Here is a 15,757-nt window from a genome sequence, read left to right on the forward strand (position 1 = left end):
GAATACAAAATGCCAACTGCCGGGAGAAGGGGCGGACATGGGCCTGACGCGGGTGCCGGGGCTGCTGTTCGGGGGCGACTACAACCCCGAGCAGTGGCCCGAGGAGGTGTGGGACCAGGACGTCCGGCTGATGGCCGAGGCGGGCGTGAACGTGGTGACCGTCGCGGTCTTCTCCTGGTCCCGGCTGGAGACCGCGCCCGGCGTCTTCGACTTCGGCTGGCTCGACCGGATCCTCGACCTGCTCCACGCGCACGGGATCGCCGTCGACCTCGCGACCGCGACCGCCACGCCGCCGCCCTGGCTCGTCCGGCGCCACCCCGGGTTACCGCCCGTCGACGCCGCCGGCACCCGGCTGGAGTTCGGTTCGCGCCAGGGCTACTGCCCCTCCTCCCCCGTGTTCCGGGAGGGCACCCGCCGGCTGGCCCGCGCCATGGCCGAGCGCTACCGGGACCACCCCGCACTGGTCCTGTGGCACGTCGGCAACGAGTACGGCGACCACACGGTCGAGTGCTTCTGCGAGGAGTCGGCCCGGGACTTCCGCCGCTGGCTGCAGGCCCGGTACGGCACCCTCGACGGACTCAACGCCGCCTGGGGGACGTCCTGCTGGGGCCAGCACTACACCGACTGGACGCAGCTCGCGCCGCCCCGCAAGGCCCCCGGCCCGGTCAACCCCGCCCAGGTCCTGGACTGGCGCCGGTTCTCCAGCGACGCGCTGCTCGCCTGCTTCGAGGCCGAGCGGGAGGTGCTCAAGGAGGTCACCCCGGACATCCCGGTGACCACCAACTTCATGAGCATCCTGCACCACCTGGACTACTGGAAGTGGGCCGCCGCCGAGGACGTCGTCAGCGACGACGCCTACCCCGACCCCGCCGATCCGCGGGCCGCGGTGAAGGCCGCGCTCAGCTACGACCTGATGCGCTCCCTGAAGCAGCAGCCCTGGCTGCTGCTGGAGTCGGCGCCGGGCGCGGTGAGCTGGCGCGCGGTCAACGTCCCCAAGGAGCCGGGCGTGATGCGCCTGCACAGCCTCCAGGCCCTGGCCCACGGCTCGGACGGCGTCATGTTCTTCCAGTGGCGCCAGGCCAGGTACGGCCCGGAGAAGTTCCACTCGGCGATGCTCCCGCACGGCGGGACGGACACCCGGCAGTGGCGGGAGACGCTCGCCCTCGGCGCCGACGTGCGGCGGCTGGCCGGGGTCGCGGGGAGCGGCACGCGGGCCGAGGTCGCCCTCCTGCTGGACTGGGAGAGCTGGTGGGGGCTCGAAGCGCCGGAGTCGCTGCCGTCCGACCGGCTCCGGCTGCACGCCCTGCTGCTCTCCTGGTACGCCCCGCTGCACGCCCGCGGCATCGCCGTCGACCTGGCGCCGCCCGGCCGCGACCTCTCCGGGTACAAGGTGGTCATCGCCCCGAACCTCTACCTGTGCACCGCGGAGCAGGCCGCCGACCTGGCCGCGTTCCCGGGCCGGCTGGTCGTCGGCCCGTTCAGCGGGGTCGTGGACGCCGCCGACCAGGTCCACGCCGGCGGGCCGCCCGGGCCGCTGCGGGAGCTGCTCGGGCTGCGCGTCGAGGAGTTCTGGCCGATCCCCGACGGCCTGACCCAGGACGTCCTGGCCCAGGACGTGCCGGCCGAGGGTGCGCCGACCCCGGGTGCGCCGGGCCGGGGTGCGCCGGGCCTGGGCGGCAGGACGTTGACCGCCCGGACCTGGAGCGAGTGGCTGGAGCTCGACGACGCGCACGTCCTGGCGCGCTACCGCGGCGGCCCGCTGGACGGCCGGCCGGCCGTCACCCGGCGCGGCGCCGTCACCTACCTCGGCTGCCTGCTCGACGACCCGTCGCCGGTGCTCGACGAGGTGCTCGACGCGGCCGGCGTCACCGGCGTCACCGGCGCGAAGCCGCCCGCGGGCGTCGAGGCCTGCCGGCGCGGCGACCACCTGTTCCTGCTCAACCACGGGGCCGCCGCGGCCACCGTCCCCCTGCCCGCCTCCGGGACCGACCTGCTGACCGGTCGCCACCTGCACGGCTCGGTGGTCATCGCACCCCGCGACGCCGTGGTCCTGAAGCTCTGAGGAGTGCCCGTGACCCATCCCTACATCCCCAACGCGGGGCCCGGCGCCCGGGCGGCGATGCTCGCCGAGATCGGTGCGTCGAGCGTCGCCGAGTTCTACGCGGACATCCCCGCCGACCTCCGGCCGGCCCGTCCGCTCGACCTGCCCGCCCCCTTCACCGACGAGCAGGGCCTCGTCCGGCACCTGCGCGGCCTGCTGGCCCGCAACACCGACACGACCGAGGCGCTGAGCTTCCTCGGCCACGGCTGCTACCCGCACCACGTCCCGGCGGTCTGCGACGAGGTCAACGGCCGCGGCGAGTTCCTGACCGCCTACGCGGGCGAGCCGTACGAGGACCACGGCCGTTTCCAGGCGCTCTTCGAGTACGTCTCGATGATGGCCGAGCTCCTGGAGATGGACGTCGTCAACGTGCCCACCTACGACGGCTTCCAGGCCGCGGGCACGGCCCTGCGGATGGCCGCGCGCCGCACCGGCCGCGGCCGGGTGCTCATCGGCAGCGCGATCGCCGTCGACAAGCTCGGCAAGATCCGCGACTACCTCACCCCGGACGTCGAGGTGGTGCTCGCCCCGGGCGGGGCGGCGGACCTCCCGCTGGACGACACCTTCGCCGCGCTCTACCTGGAGACGCCCGACGTGCACGGCGTCATCGAGACGCGCGGCCGCGAACTCGCCGACCTGGCGCACGGCGCGGGCGCCCTGCTGGTCGTGTCGACGGACCCGATCTCGCTCGGCGTGCTCGCACCACCCGCGTCCTACGGCGCCGACCTGGTCTGCGGGGACATCCAGTCGCTCGGCATGCACCAGCAGTACGGCGGCGGCCAGGCCGGGTTCATCGCGAGCCACGACGACGAGCGGCTGGTCGCGGAGTTCCCGTCCCGGCTGTTCGGCATCGCGCCGACCGCCGTCGCGGGCGAGTACGGCTTCGGCGACGTCTTCTACGACCGGACGTCCTTCGCGCTGCGCGAGGAGGGCAAGGAGTGGGTCGGCACCGCGGCCGCCCTGTGGGGCATCACCGCCGGCGTCTACCTCGCGCTGATGGGCCCGCACGGCATGCGCGAGATCGGCGAGACGATCCTCGCCCGCACCCGGTACGCCATGCGGGCCCTCGCCTCCGCCGGCGCCCTGGTCCGGGAGCAGGACGCCCTGCACTTCCGCGAGTTCGCCGTCGAGGTGCCGGACGCGGACGCCCTGCTCGCGGCCCTGCGGCTCAGGAACATCTTCGGCGGCGTGCGCCTCGGGCCCCGGGTGGTCCTGGTCTGCGTCACCGAGCGGCACTCGATCGCCGACATCGACACCCTCGCGGCGGCCGTCAAGGACGCCCTCTCGGCCACCGGAGGCCCCCAGTGAGTTCTCGGCAGGAATCGTTCGCCCAGCTGCCGGTCGCCCCCAGGCCCGCGCTGCGCCGCTACCACCAGGCACGCTGGGACGAGGAGATCGTCTTCGAGCTCTCCCGGCCCGGCCGGCGCGGCGTGGGCGTCCCGGCCCCGGACGCGCCGCGGGTCGACCTGCCCGAGGGCGTCGGCCGCGCCACCCCGCCCGCACTGCCCGAGCTGTCGCAGAACCAGGTGGTCCGGCACTACCTGCGGCTCTCGCAGGAGACCCTCGGCGCCGACCTCAACATCGACGTGGGGCAGGGCACCTGCACCATGAAGTACAGCCCGAAGGTCAACGACACCTTCGTGCGCGACCCGAGGATCGCCGAGCTGCACCCGCTGCAGCCCGAGGACTCCGTGCAGGGCGTGCTGGAGATCTACTGGCGCCTGGAGCAGATCCTCAAGGAGATCTCCGGCATGGCCCGGGTCTCGCTGCAGCCCGGCGCGGGCTCGGCGGCGATCTACGCCAACATCGCCATGATCCGCGCCTACCACGTCTCCCGGGGCGAGGGCGAGCAGCGCGACCAGGTCATCACCACGATGTTCTCGCACCCCTCCAACGCGGCCTGCGCGAAGGTCGCCGGGTACGAGGTCATCACGCTGATGCCGGACGCCGAGGGCTGCCCCGACATCGAGGCGCTGCGCGCGGCCGTCGGCCCGCGCACCGCCGCGCTGCTGATCACCAACCCGGAGGACACCGGGATCTTCAACCCGAGGATCCGCGAGTTCGTCGAACTGGTCCACCGGGCCGGCGGGTTGGCCTGCTACGACCAGGCCAACGCGAACGGCATCCTCGGCATCACCCGGGCCCGGGACGCCGGGTTCGACCTGTGCCACTTCAACCTGCACAAGACCTTCTCGACGCCGCACGCCTGCGGCGGGCCGGCGGCGGGCGCGTGCGGCGTCTCCGAGGCGCTCGTCCCCTTCCTACCCGGCCCGGTCGTCGACCGCGCCGGCGAGTCGTACACCCTGGCCGCGCCGGCCCGTTCGGTCGGGAAGATCCGGCCGTTCCTCGGGGTCACGCCCAATGTCGTGCGCGCCTACGCCTGGGTGATGGCGCTCGGCGCCGAGGGGCTGCGGGAGGTCGCGGAGACGGCCGTGCTCAACAACAACTACCTGATGCACAAGGTCCTGCAGATCCCGGGCGCCTCGGTGCCCTGGGCGGACCGGCGGCGGGTGGAGCAGGTCCGCTACTCCTGGCAGGAGCTCGCCGAGGAGACCGGCGTGCACTCGGAGGAGATCGGGGTGCGCGCCGCCGACTTCGGGGTGCACTACTGGACCAGCCACCACCCCTACGTCGTCCCGGAGCCCTTCACCCTGGAACCGACCGAGTCCTACTCCCGCGAGGACCTGGACGAGTACGCCGCGATCCTCGCCCGGGTCGCCTCCGAGGCCCGCGAGGACCCGGCGTTCGTCAGGAACGCCCCCTACCACCAGAGCGTCCACCGGATCGACCCGACCTCGCTGGACGACCCCGCTCAGTGGTCGCCCAGCTGGCGCGCCTACTGCCGGAAGCACCGCCGGTGATCGTCGGCCTGGTCGTGAACCCCGTGGCGGGCCTCGGCGGCCCGGCCGGCCTCAAGGGCAGCGACGGCCCGGACGTCCAGGCCAGGGCGCGCGCCCTGGGCTCGGTGCCACGGGCGGGCGCCCGCGCGGCCGCCGCCCTCACGGCGCTCCACGGCCGGCGCCCCGGCCTGCGGCTGCGCACCGCCGCGGGCACGATGGGCGAGGACAGCGCCGTCGCGGCCGGCGTCCCCCACGAGATCGTCTACCGCCCCCGCCCCGGGACGGCCGGCACCGACGCGGCGGACACCCGGGCGGCCGTGCGGGCGCTCGGCGGGGTGGACCTGCTGCTGTTCGCGGGCGGCGACGGGACGGCGCGCGACGTCCTGGACGCCGGCCCGACGGGCCCGGTGCTCGGGATCCCGGCCGGGGTGAAGGTCTACTCCGGGTGCTTCGCCGTCAGCCCCTTCGCCTCGGCGGCCACCGCCGCCGCCTTCGACGGGACGACGCTGGACGCGGAGGTCGTCGACCTGGACGAGGAGGCCCACCGGTCGGGCCGCGCCGGCGTCCGGCTGTACGGGACACTGCGGGTGCCCGCGGCCCGGACGCGGCTCAGCGGCCGCAAGACCGGCTCCGCGGTGGAGCCGCCGGGGTCGGCGGAGTCGATCGCGCGCGCGGTGGTGGCCTCGATGCGGCCCGGCGCGGCCTACGCGCTCGGGCCCGGGGCGACCACGCTCGCGGTGGGGCGGGCGCTCGGCCTGGAGCTGACGCCGCTGGGGGTGGACGTCGTCGGGGACGGCGCCCTGCTCGCCTCCGACGTCACCGAGCACACGTTGCTCACCCTTGCCATGTCACAGGTGACGTACGGCGTGCTGTCCGTCATCGGCGGGCAGGGCTTCGTGATCGGCCGGGGCAACCAGCAGTTCAGCCCGCGCGTGCTGGACCGGCTCGCCGGGATCGTCGTGCTCGCCACCGCCCAGAAGCTCGCCGCGCTCGGCGGCCGGCCCCTGCTGGTGGACAGCGGGGACGCCGCGGCCGACGCCGCGTTCAGCGGACACGCCCGGGTCGTCACCGGGCACCGCACCTCCGTGATGTACCGCATCCAGTCAGCGAGCGAGGACCTGCCATGAACACCCTGCAGAACAAGGTCGCCATCGTCACCGGCGGTGCCTCGGGCATCGGCCGGGCCACCGCGCGGCGGTTCGCCGCCGAGGGCGCGGCCGTGGTCGTCGCCGACCTGGCGGACGCCACCGACCTCGTCCGCGAGATCGAGGCCGGCGGCGGCCGGGCCACCGCCCTGCGCGCCGACGTGTCCTCCGAGACGGACTGCGAGCGGATCGTGAACACCGCCGTACAGACCTTCGGCGGGCTGCACGTCCTGTTCAACAACGCCGGGATCATCCGCCGCCAGACCGCCCTGGAGATCTCCGCCGACGACTGGGACCACGTGATGGCCGTCAACGTCAGGTCGGTCTACCTGATGTGCCGCTTCGCCGTCCCGGCGATGACGGAGGGCGGCTCGATCATCAACACCGGCTCCGGCTGGGGTCTGAAGGGCGGCGGCAACGCACTGTCCTACTGCGCCTCCAAGGCCGCGGTCGTCAACATGACCCGCGCGCTGGCGATCGACCACGCCGCCGCCGGCATCCGCGTCAACTCGGTCAACCCCGGCGACACCATGACGCCGATGCTCCGCGACGAGGCCCGCCAACTCCAGGCCGACTGGGCGGACTTCGAGAAGGACGCGGCCGACCGGCCGATGGGCCGCGCGGGCTCGCCCGAGGAGATCGCCAACGCCGTGCTGTTCCTGGCCGGCGACGCGAGCAGCTACGTCACCGGCTCCGCCCTGGTCGTCGACGGCGGCGGCCTCGCCTGACTCCCGCCCCACCTCCGATCCCACCCACTCTCCCACTCCCACTCTCACGAACTCTCCCGGAGGCACCCGATGTCCGCTGTGAAGAGCAGAGCAATCCTGGTCGCCGCGGCGATCGCGCTGTCCACGTCCGCGTGCAGCGGCACCAACGGCGCGGGCGCGGCCGGCGGCGCCGAGGGCGGCAAGGTCACCCTGCGCTGGTCCACCTGGGGATCGGCCGAGGACATGGAGGTCTTCAAGGCCTTCACCGAGGACTTCGGCAAGAGGCACCCGAACATCACGCTGAAGCTGGAACCGGTCGCCTCGTACGAGGACTACCACCCCAAGCTGCTCACCCAGCTCACCTCGAAGACCGCCCCCGACGTCTTCTACGTCGGCGACGACTACATCGGCAAGCTCGTCGCCGACGGCGTGCTCTCCCCGCTCGACGAGCAGCTCGCCGGGCCGACCAGCAAGAGCCGGCCCGGGGACTTCTTCGAGGGCATCTACGGCGGCGCCAAGAAGGACGGCGTCACCTTCGGCGTCCCGAACGACGTCAACCCCGAGGTCCTCTGGTACGACAAGAAGGCCCTGGCCGCCGCCGGCATCACCGAGGACCCGGCCGCGCTGAACGAGGCCGGCCGGTGGACCATGGCCACCTACCTGGAGATGAACGCCAAGCTCAAGGCCGCGGACAAGTACGGTTCCGTCTTCTGGAACTGGTACGGCGCCAACTACAGCCTCGTCAACGGGTTCGGGGGCAAGGTCTGGGACGGCGGGAAGTTCGTCGCACCGTCCGACCCGAAGGCCCGGCAGGCCCTCAGGACGCTCTTCGACGGGTACCGCGACAAGACCTTCGCCTCCGCCGACCTGCTGCCCGAGGGCAACAGCGCGGCCACCCAGTTCGTCAAGCACAAGGCCGGCTTCTACGCCGGCGGCCGCTGGGTCATCGAGAGCATCGACAAGGGCGGCGACCGCCAGAACTACGACATCGTGCCGTTCCCCTCGGAGTCCGGTCAGCCGATCCCGGGCGCGGTCGCGGCCTCCTACCTGACCATCAACAAGGACACCGCGCACCGGGCGGAGGCCTTCACCTTCCTGAGCGAGTTCGTCAGCAAGGAGGGCCAGCAGCTGCGGCTCAAGGGCGGCAGCGCCGTGCCGTCGATCAAGGGCGCCGAGAGCCTGGTGACCGCTGACAACTACCCGGCGCACGCCCGGACCTTCCTCGACGTGCGTGACAAGGGCTTCGCCAACTACCCCGACGAGGTGGCCGTCCCCGGGCTGACCAAGGCCATCAACGACCACCTCATGAAGATCTGGGAGGGCAAGATCGGCTTCGACGAGGGCATGACCCAGCTCCAGAAGCTCGTCGACGACCTGAAGGGCCGGAAGGGTTGAGCGCCGTCAGCCGGGCCCCGGCCCGCCGGTGGGCCCGCACCGCCCGCACCGCCCGGACCGGCCGCGAGCCGCTCTGGCGGCGGCGGGAGCGCTGGTGGGCCGTGGTCTTCCTGGCCCCCCAACTGCTCGCCCTGCTGGCCTTCCTGGTCGGCCCGCTCGGCTTCGCGATCGTGCTGTCCTTCATGCGCTGGGACGGGCTGGGCGACGCCACCTGGGTCGGGCTGGACAACTTCGAGGCCCAGCTGACCGACCCGGCCTTCGGCCGAGCGGTGTGGAACACCCTCAAGATCGGCCTGATCACCGTACCGGGCGGGCTCGTCCTGGCCCTGCTGCTGGCGCTCGCCCTGCACGGCGTGCGGGGCCGGACCGCCTACCGGGTGATCTACTTCCTGCCGGTGGTGACCAGCTCGGTCGCGGTGTCGGTGATCTGGCAGATGATCCTCGGCGGCGGCACCGACGGCATCCTGAACGGCACCGTCCAGGACCTCTTCGGCGTCACGCTGCCGAACTGGCTGGCGGATCCGGACTGGGTGGTCCCCGCCATCGCGGTCGTGACGATCTGGTCGTCGCTCGGGCTGAACGTGGTGATCTTCCTCGCCGGGCTGGCCACCATCCCGCCCAGCCTGCTGGAGGCCGCCCGCATCGACGGCGCCGGGCCGTGGCAGACGCTGCGCTCCGTCATCCTGCCAATGCTCTCGCCGACCGTCTTCTTCACCGTGGTGGTCTCGGTGATCAGCTCGTTCCAGGCCTTCGACCTGATCTACGTCCTGGTCAATCCCGACCACAACGAGGGCGCCCAGACCATCGTCTACAAGGTCTACCAACAGGGCTTCCGCGAGTTCCAGTTCGGCCTGTCGAGCGCCGCCGCGCTGATCCTCCTGCTGCTGACGCTCGTCGTCACGGCGGTCCAGTTCAAGGCGCAGAAGCGCTTCGTCCACTACGAGTCGTGAGGCCGGCATGACCAACCGGAAGCAGCTCCTCCTGCACGCCGTCCTCGCCCTCGGCGGCCTGCTCATGCTCTTCCCGTTCATCTGGATGCTCCTGACCTCCTTCAAGGGCGTCAGCCAGATGATCAACGAGCCGCTGGCCTGGCTGCCCGGGCCGTGGCGCGCGCGGAACTACCCGGACGTCCTCCACCAGGTGCCGATCGGACGGGCCTACTGGAACAGCCTGTACATCGCGGCGATCACCGTCGCGGCCACCCTGTTCACCGGCGCCATGGCGGCCTACGCCTTCGCCCGGATCCCGTTCCGCGGCTCGGGGCCGGTGTTCGGCCTCTTCCTCGCGACCCAGATGGTCCCGGCACAGGTCACCATCGTGCCGCTCTACATCATGCTGGCCAGGCTCCACCTCATCGACTCCCACCTGGCACTGATCCTGCCGGCCGTCGCCAACCCGTTCGCGGTGTTCCTGCTGCGCCAGTTCATCCGGGCCGTCCCGGTCGAACTGGAGGACGCGGCACGGATCGACGGGGCGAGCCGCTGGACGATCTTCTGGCGGATCATCCTGCCCAACATCCGGCCGGGCCTGTGGACGCTCGGCATCATCGTCTTCCTCGCCAGCTGGAACAGCTACTTCTTCCCGCTGGTGTTCCTGAACACCCCGGACCTCTTCACCATCCCGCTGCTGCTCGACTCCTTCAACGCCCAGCGCGGCGGCATCGACTACGGGCTGACCGCCGCCCTGTCCGCGATGACCGTGGTGCCGATGCTGATCGCCTTCCTCGTCGGGCAGCGCAAGATCCTCAACAGCATGGCCTCGTCGGGCCTGGGAGGGCGCTGATGTTCACGCTGGACCTCGTGGAGCGGCCGTTCACCGAGCGCGGCTCGCGCCTGCTGGTGACGGCCCACCCGGACGGCCTCCGGGTCGCCCGGGCCGAGTACGAGACCCCGCTCACGAAGACCGTGGAGCTGAGCGGGCTGGTGGTGCGCGACCGCGGCGGCCGGGTGCTGCCCGTGGTCGCGGCCACGCCCACCGAAGTGACCTTCGCCGGCGGGGTGTCGCTGCTGTTCGCCGACGCCTCGACCCTGGTGATCGCCGGCCACCGCGCCCAGGCCTTCTGGCGCCGGCCCGACGGTGCGGAGCAGTCCCTCGCGCTCACCGGCTGCCAGGTGCTGACCGGCCCGCCGGGGAACTGGTCGGAGGAGGCCGTGCGGGCCGCGGCCGAGGCCCGCTGGGACTCCTGGTTCGCCCGGATGCCGCCGGTCCCGGCGGACCTCGCCGAACCGGCCCGGACGGCCTGGTGGACCCTGGCCGTCAACCTGTTGCCGATCGGCGGCCGCGAGGGGCTCGTCCCGTCCAAGTACGGGTACGTCGGCGTCTGGAACTGGGACGCGCTGTTCCACGCCGTGGCCCTGCGGCACGCCTCGCCCGCGCTCGCCCGCGACCAGGTCCTGCTGCTCCTCGACCACCAGCTCCCCGACGGCCGGCTCCCCGACGTCGTCCACGAGCACGGCGTCCTCGCCGAGACCACCGACCTGCCCCGCTCGGACCACGCCCGGCTGAGCGAACACGTCGGCCGGGCGAACGGCACCGCGCCCTCCCCGCACCCGGTGCCGGTCACCAAACCGCCGCTGGCCGCCTGGGCCGTGTGGAAGATCCACGAGAGCGACCCGGACCTCCCGTTCCTCGCCTCGGTCTACCCCGCGCTGGTCCGCGCGCACGACTGGTGGTTCGCCGCGTCCGACCCGGACGGCGACGGCCTCCCCGCCTATCTGCACCCCTACTCGTCCGGCCTGGACGACAGCCCCGTCTGGGACTACGGCCCGCAGGCCGAACCCCCCGACCTCAACTCCTACCTGATCCACCAGGCCGACCGGCTGGCCGACATCGCGGACGCCCTGGACCTGCCGGCGGACGCCGCCCGGTGGCGCTCGCGCGCCGCCGCCCACGCCGAGCTGCTGGTCGCCGAACGCTGGGACGGCACCCGCTTCGTCACCCTGGCGGACGGCGCGCCGGTGCCCGTCCGGACGGTGCTGGAGCTGATGCCGCTGTTCACCGGACGGCTGCCCGCCGAGGTGGCCGCCGCCCTGGAGGAGACCCTTCGCTCCGGCTCCTTCTGGGGCGACCACCCCGTCCCCACCGTCGCGTTCGACGATCCCGCCTTCGACCCGGACGCGATGTGGCGCGGCCCCGTCTGGCTCAACATCAACTACCTGCTCGTCGAGGGCCTGCGCCGCTCCGGCTTCGCCGCCACCGCGGACGAACTCCACCGCCGCACCCTGGCCATGGTCCGCGACGCCGGCGGCCTCTACGAGTACTGGAACCCGCTGACCGGCGCCCGCGCGCCGCGGGCGACCTCCGGCTTCGGCTGGTCCGCCGCCCTGTTCGTCGACCTCGCGACCGACCGGCCCCTCGACACCCGGGAGGGTGACTGACCGGGCCCCGCGCGCCGACCACGGCTCACGGCGCCTCGGTCGCCACCTGCACGTCGTAGCTGAGGGACAGCGCCGATCCGAGCACGTCCAGGAAGGCCCTGCCGCGGTTGCTGAGGCTCAGCTCGGGCATCGTCGCCACACCGAGGAAGGCGGGAGGAAGGCCCCCGGCGATCTCGACCGCCCGCAGCTTCCCGCCGTCGAGGGTCGCCACGTGGGACGCCCGCTGGTACATCAGGGTGAACCCGGAACCGGCGGCGACCAGACCGCGCATCGTCTCCAGGCTCGTCGCCGTCATCACGTCCGGCATGCGGACGCCGGCCCGGGCGAACATGTTCTCGAAGTGGCGCAGGACCGTCGGGCTGTCGAAGGTGACCAGCGGCCGGGTGGCCAGCTCGTCCAGACCGACCGCACCGGCCCCGCCGATCGGGTCGCCGTCGGCGACCAGGGCATGGACGGGCAGGTCGACCAGCGGACGGAACCGGGCATCGCCCGACAGGAAGTCGTACGTCACCACCAGTTCGCACCGGCCGTCCTGCAGCAGCCTCAGCAGGCGGTCGGCGGAGGCCTCGTGCACGGTCAGCTCCAGCGCGCCGTGCCGCTCCGCCGTCATCCGGTGCACCAGCGGGAGCAGGAAGGGGGCGATCGAGAGGAAGAACCCGACATCGAGCCGGCCGGTCGCGTCGCCCGCCAGCGCGTCACCCTGCGCCTTGAGGTTCCTGGCCTGCCCCAGCAGGGCGCGCGCGCCGCGCAGGAAGTGCCGGCCGCTGGGCGTCAGGGTGACCCCGCGGGCGTGGTGACGGAGGAGCAGCTGGACGCCGAGGTGGCGCTCCAGCCTCATGATGCCCGTGGAGACCGTCGACTGCGAGGCGCACAGCTTCTCCGCCGCCTCCGAGATATTGCCGAGCTCGGCGGATTCGACGAAGTAACGCAATTGGGTGAGGCTGAAGTCCAGGCGGTCGGTCACCGGACACATCCGAAAGCCTTGCCCCGGAACGGGTGTTCCGGAATTCCGCCCCGGTCGGCCGCCGCATTCCGGGCGGCGTTCCGCCCCGGAACGACTCCGGGCGCGCGAACAGCGGGTAAAGGTGGGACGACCACGGTGGCACTCTCCTCAGCTCGGTAAGCGGCGAGAAGATATCGGGCGACCTGGCGCGGTACGGGCGCCACCCGACATGATCAGATACTGAACAATGCGTCCGCAGCGGACCGGCCCTCGCTGATCTGCTGCCCGGTCACCCTCTCTCAGGCCGACCGCGTGTCATACCGTAACCGACCGGTCACCGCTTAACAAGGTCGAGTATGTATCCGAATGGATCGGACTCGGACCGTGTGGAAACCTTTGCCCGCGGAGCCGCTCCGACCTCGTGTTCGAGGGCCCACGGAGATCGTTGGCGGACCGACGGCCGCACGCGCGCGGCAGGTGTCCGGGCAGGTGATCGTGGCTCAGGTGACCGGGGTTGGCGGGCGCCCCCGGGCCGGGCGACCGTGCGGGCCGCCCGGCCGGGGCCCTCAGCCGACCACCGGAAGGTCGACGAAGGAGGGCCGCACGCCGCCGTGGCCGATGGTGTAGGCGGCCCTGCCGTCGGCGGGCAGGAGCTGGAAGGAATCGGGGTTGGCGGCCGCCACGGTGAGCCGGATCCGGTCACCGGCCCGGAACAGCACCGAGGTCGGCTGGAGGTCCAGGGTCACCTGCTGGGGCGTGCCCTGCGGGAACGGGGTGGCGTCGGCGGCCGCGTAGCTGCGCGGAGTGCGCAGCCGGCGCCAGTCGGGGTTGCTCCGGCGGGAGGCCACCGCGCGGTCGGCGAGGGCGAGTTGCCCCTCGGTGATGTAGGTGACCCGGCCGTCCGGGGCGACGTCCTCCAGGTAGACGTGCAGCGCGCCGTTGCTCGCGCCGCTGACGCCCGTCACGTCGAGGGTCACCCGGCCGAGGCCGGTCACCCTGGTGTCCTCGGGGACGGGCGGGCTGGTGTAGCTGAGCAGGCTCCGGTCGACGGCGGCGCGGTCGGGGTAACTGACCGGGTCGGAGCTGAGGTTGGTGTTCCAGCGGTCCAGCGGGCCGGTGCCGGCCGTGGGGTCGAGGACCAGCGGGTCGCGGTCGGGTCGCCCGGGGGCGGTGCCGGGCCGGTGCCGGTCGAGGGCGTTCCCGTCGGCGAGGTAGAGCCGCCCGGTCCTCGTCCCGGGGACGGGCCAGCGGTCGGTGGTGCGCCAGCCGCCCTCGTTCAGGGTGTAGTAGTGCACGCGGCGCCTCCCGTCGGGGCGTTCGCCGTCCCTGACGTAGCGGTCGAAGAACGCGAAGGTGCGCTCCCCGATCTCCCGGCGCTCGGCCGCGGTGAGCTGCCGGCTGGGCAGGAACGGGTCGGCGAGGTACCCCTGGCCGTGGTTCCACGGGCCGATCCAGCTCTCCTGGGTGTTCGACAGGCCGGTGAACTGGGAGAGCACGCCGTTGGGGGTGCCGGCGTCCAGCCACCCGGCGTCGGTGAGCACCGGGACGCCGCCCGCCTCGATGGCGGCGGTCCGCTGCGCCACGCCGGTGACGGCCCAGCTCTGCGGGCCGTCGGTCCAGTCGCGGTGCACTCCGCTGCGAGCGAGGTCGACCAGGTTGGCGTTCCCGGCGTGCTCGGCGCGCGCGGCCTCGCGCAGCGCCGGTCCGTCCGGCCCGTCGACCGGTTTCGGCGCGGCGCCGGTCAGCCCGTAGTCCTCGCAGAGCCGCCCGGTCTCGGCACTGGTCGCGCAGGTGGTGCCGCCGGCCCGGTCGAGGATCCGCAGCAGCAGGGAGTAGACGGCGACCCGGGGCTCGATCAGCAGCCCGCCGGGGCGGATCAGGTCCTCGTAGGGGTCGAAGTCGTAGGAGTTCGGCGCGGCGGCGGTGATGTGGTGGTTGCGCAGGCCGAGGGCGAGGATCGCGGTGTCGCCGCCGTAGGAGACGCCGGTGGTGCCGACCCTGCCGTTGGACCAGGGCTGGGCGGCGATCCAGTCGCCGAGCGCGCCGCTGTCGGCGATCAGGGCGGTGCCGAGTTCGGCGTCGAGCCTGCCGAACGAGGCGCCGGTGCCGCGCAGATCGGCCACCACGTAGGCGTAGCCGCGTTCGTTCCAGCGGCCGGCGACGCCGGCCCTGGGGTCGTTCTCGGGCCCGCCGGTGTACTCCCGGGAGCGCCAGTACCGCTCGGTCTGCAGGACGGTCGGCAGCCGCCGGCCGGCGGTGGCGGTGGTGCCGGGCGGCAGCCAGACGTCGACGGCGAGCCGGACACCGTCCGGCATCGCCACGTAGAGCGAGCGGAGCCGGGGGAGTTCGGGGCCGGCGGCGGCCGCGCCGGCGGCCGCCGGGGCGGCCGGGAACGCGAGTGCGGCGAGCACCGCCAGCAGCGCGATCAGCGGACGGCGGACGGAGCGGGGTGGTGGCACGGGCGTCCTTCCTTCGGTCGTGGCGACCGTGCCGCGCGCCTGTTCCACGCCCGGACGGCACGCCGGCGCGCCGCGGGCGCGGATGCCCTGACAACGCGCCTTCCACGGGACGGAGTTGATGTCCCGTCACGGCAACGTCGGACAGCCCGCCGATGCTCCCGGGGCACCGCGGCGCCCGCCCACGGCCGCGGCTCCGTCCCGCCCGCGGCTCCGGCTCCGGCTCCGTCCCGCCCGCAGCTCCGGCTCCGGCTCCGGCTCCGGCTCCGGCTCCGGCTCCGTCCGAACGAGCCGCGGCAGCGGGGCCGTTCGGCGACCCCGGCTCTGCGAATTTCCCCAGTGCGGTGTCCGTACGATCGGAGCCGTGCCGCACACCGGCCGGTCAACCGACCGGGGCCGCACACCACCCATGCGGAAACGGAGGAATCGTGCCAGTCGACGCGGCTGTCGACCGATACGCCGGGGAGCCGGTCCTGCGCATCGTGCGCGGCCGGGTGAACGGCGAAGAACTCGCCGCGATCACCGTGGCACTGTTGCGGGTCCGCCGGGACGCGGCGGTAGCGACCGGGACCTCCCGCACGGTGCCGCGGCGGGCCTGCTGGAGTTCGGTGCGGTACCGGGCGCCGAGCGCCTGGGCCGCGGCGTGATCCCGCGCTCCGCCGGACCGGGAACGCGCGGCGCTCACCGGTGCGGCCGGGGCCGGCCCTCGCCGAGTTCGCCGACGAGGTCCGGCAGCTGCACGCCGCTGCCCAGCGCATCGTCGCCCCCGCCGAGCTACCGCACGTCGTCGGCC

General features: G+C 73.3%; 12 protein-coding genes. 10 read left to right on the top strand and 2 right to left on the bottom strand.

Annotation, left to right across the window (positions count from 1 at the left end; translation table 11 throughout):
• Positions 1-37: 37 nt before the first annotated feature.
• From ACWDRR_RS33590 to ACWDRR_RS33630, 9 genes are all read left to right on the top strand, one after another.
• Positions 38-2,062 carry a beta-galactosidase gene (locus ACWDRR_RS33590; RefSeq protein WP_449776043.1) on the top strand — a complete coding sequence of 675 codons (2,025 nt, stop codon included), beginning with the start codon at positions 38-40 and terminating at the stop codon, positions 2,060-2,062.
• A gap of 9 nt (positions 2,063-2,071) precedes the next feature.
• Positions 2,072-3,409: an aminomethyl-transferring glycine dehydrogenase subunit GcvPA gene (gene gcvPA / locus ACWDRR_RS33595; protein WP_449776044.1), complete on the top strand. Its 1,338-nt coding sequence runs from the start codon at positions 2,072-2,074 to the stop codon at positions 3,407-3,409.
• On the top strand, positions 3,406-4,962 hold the full coding sequence (gene gcvPB, locus ACWDRR_RS33600) for an aminomethyl-transferring glycine dehydrogenase subunit GcvPB (RefSeq protein ID WP_449776045.1): 1,557 nt from the start codon (positions 3,406-3,408) through the stop codon (positions 4,960-4,962). Before gcvPA ends, gcvPB begins: the two co-directional genes overlap by 4 nt.
• Positions 4,959-6,068, top strand: a complete 1,110-nt coding sequence (locus ACWDRR_RS33605) for an ATP-NAD kinase family protein (RefSeq protein ID WP_449776046.1) — start codon at positions 4,959-4,961, stop codon at positions 6,066-6,068. Before gcvPB ends, ACWDRR_RS33605 begins: the two co-directional genes overlap by 4 nt.
• Complete coding sequence (locus ACWDRR_RS33610; RefSeq protein ID WP_449776047.1) at positions 6,065-6,814, top strand: SDR family NAD(P)-dependent oxidoreductase; 750 nt, start codon at positions 6,065-6,067, stop codon at positions 6,812-6,814. The genes ACWDRR_RS33605 and ACWDRR_RS33610 overlap by 4 nt, the downstream gene beginning before the upstream one ends.
• Positions 6,815-6,892: 78 nt before the next feature.
• The gene (locus ACWDRR_RS33615; RefSeq protein WP_449776048.1) at positions 6,893-8,188 is read left to right on the top strand and encodes an ABC transporter substrate-binding protein; all 1,296 of its coding nucleotides are present in this window, start codon (positions 6,893-6,895) and stop codon (positions 8,186-8,188) included.
• Positions 8,185-9,138 carry a carbohydrate ABC transporter permease gene (locus ACWDRR_RS33620; RefSeq protein WP_449776049.1) on the top strand — a complete coding sequence of 318 codons (954 nt, stop codon included), beginning with the start codon at positions 8,185-8,187 and terminating at the stop codon, positions 9,136-9,138. Before ACWDRR_RS33615 ends, ACWDRR_RS33620 begins: the two co-directional genes overlap by 4 nt.
• 7 nt (positions 9,139-9,145) lie before the next feature.
• Complete coding sequence (locus ACWDRR_RS33625) at positions 9,146-9,970, top strand: carbohydrate ABC transporter permease (RefSeq protein ID WP_449776050.1); 825 nt, start codon at positions 9,146-9,148, stop codon at positions 9,968-9,970.
• The gene (locus ACWDRR_RS33630; RefSeq protein WP_449776051.1) at positions 9,970-11,565 is read left to right on the top strand and encodes an amylo-alpha-1,6-glucosidase; all 1,596 of its coding nucleotides are present in this window, start codon (positions 9,970-9,972) and stop codon (positions 11,563-11,565) included. The genes ACWDRR_RS33625 and ACWDRR_RS33630 overlap by 1 nt, the downstream gene beginning before the upstream one ends.
• A 25-nt stretch (positions 11,566-11,590) precedes the next feature.
• Here the strand turns inward: ACWDRR_RS33630 and ACWDRR_RS33635 are convergent, their stop codons facing one another.
• Together ACWDRR_RS33635 and ACWDRR_RS33640 are read right to left on the bottom strand one after the other, a co-directional pair.
• On the bottom strand, positions 11,591-12,529 hold the full coding sequence (locus tag ACWDRR_RS33635) for a LysR family transcriptional regulator (RefSeq protein WP_449776052.1): 939 nt from the start codon (positions 12,527-12,529) through the stop codon (positions 11,591-11,593).
• A gap of 545 nt (positions 12,530-13,074) precedes the next feature.
• On the bottom strand, positions 13,075-14,967 hold the full coding sequence (locus tag ACWDRR_RS33640) for a CocE/NonD family hydrolase (protein ID WP_449776053.1): 1,893 nt from the start codon (positions 14,965-14,967) through the stop codon (positions 13,075-13,077).
• 425 nt (positions 14,968-15,392) lie between these two features.
• Here ACWDRR_RS33640 and ACWDRR_RS33645 point away from each other — a divergent pair, with 425 nt between their 5' ends.
• On the top strand, positions 15,393-15,611 hold the full coding sequence (locus ACWDRR_RS33645; protein ID WP_449776054.1) for an acyl-CoA carboxylase epsilon subunit: 219 nt from the start codon (positions 15,393-15,395) through the stop codon (positions 15,609-15,611).
• Positions 15,612-15,757: the final 146 nt, after the last annotated feature.

The sequence above is a fragment of the Kitasatospora sp. NPDC003701 genome (genome assembly GCF_053587085.1).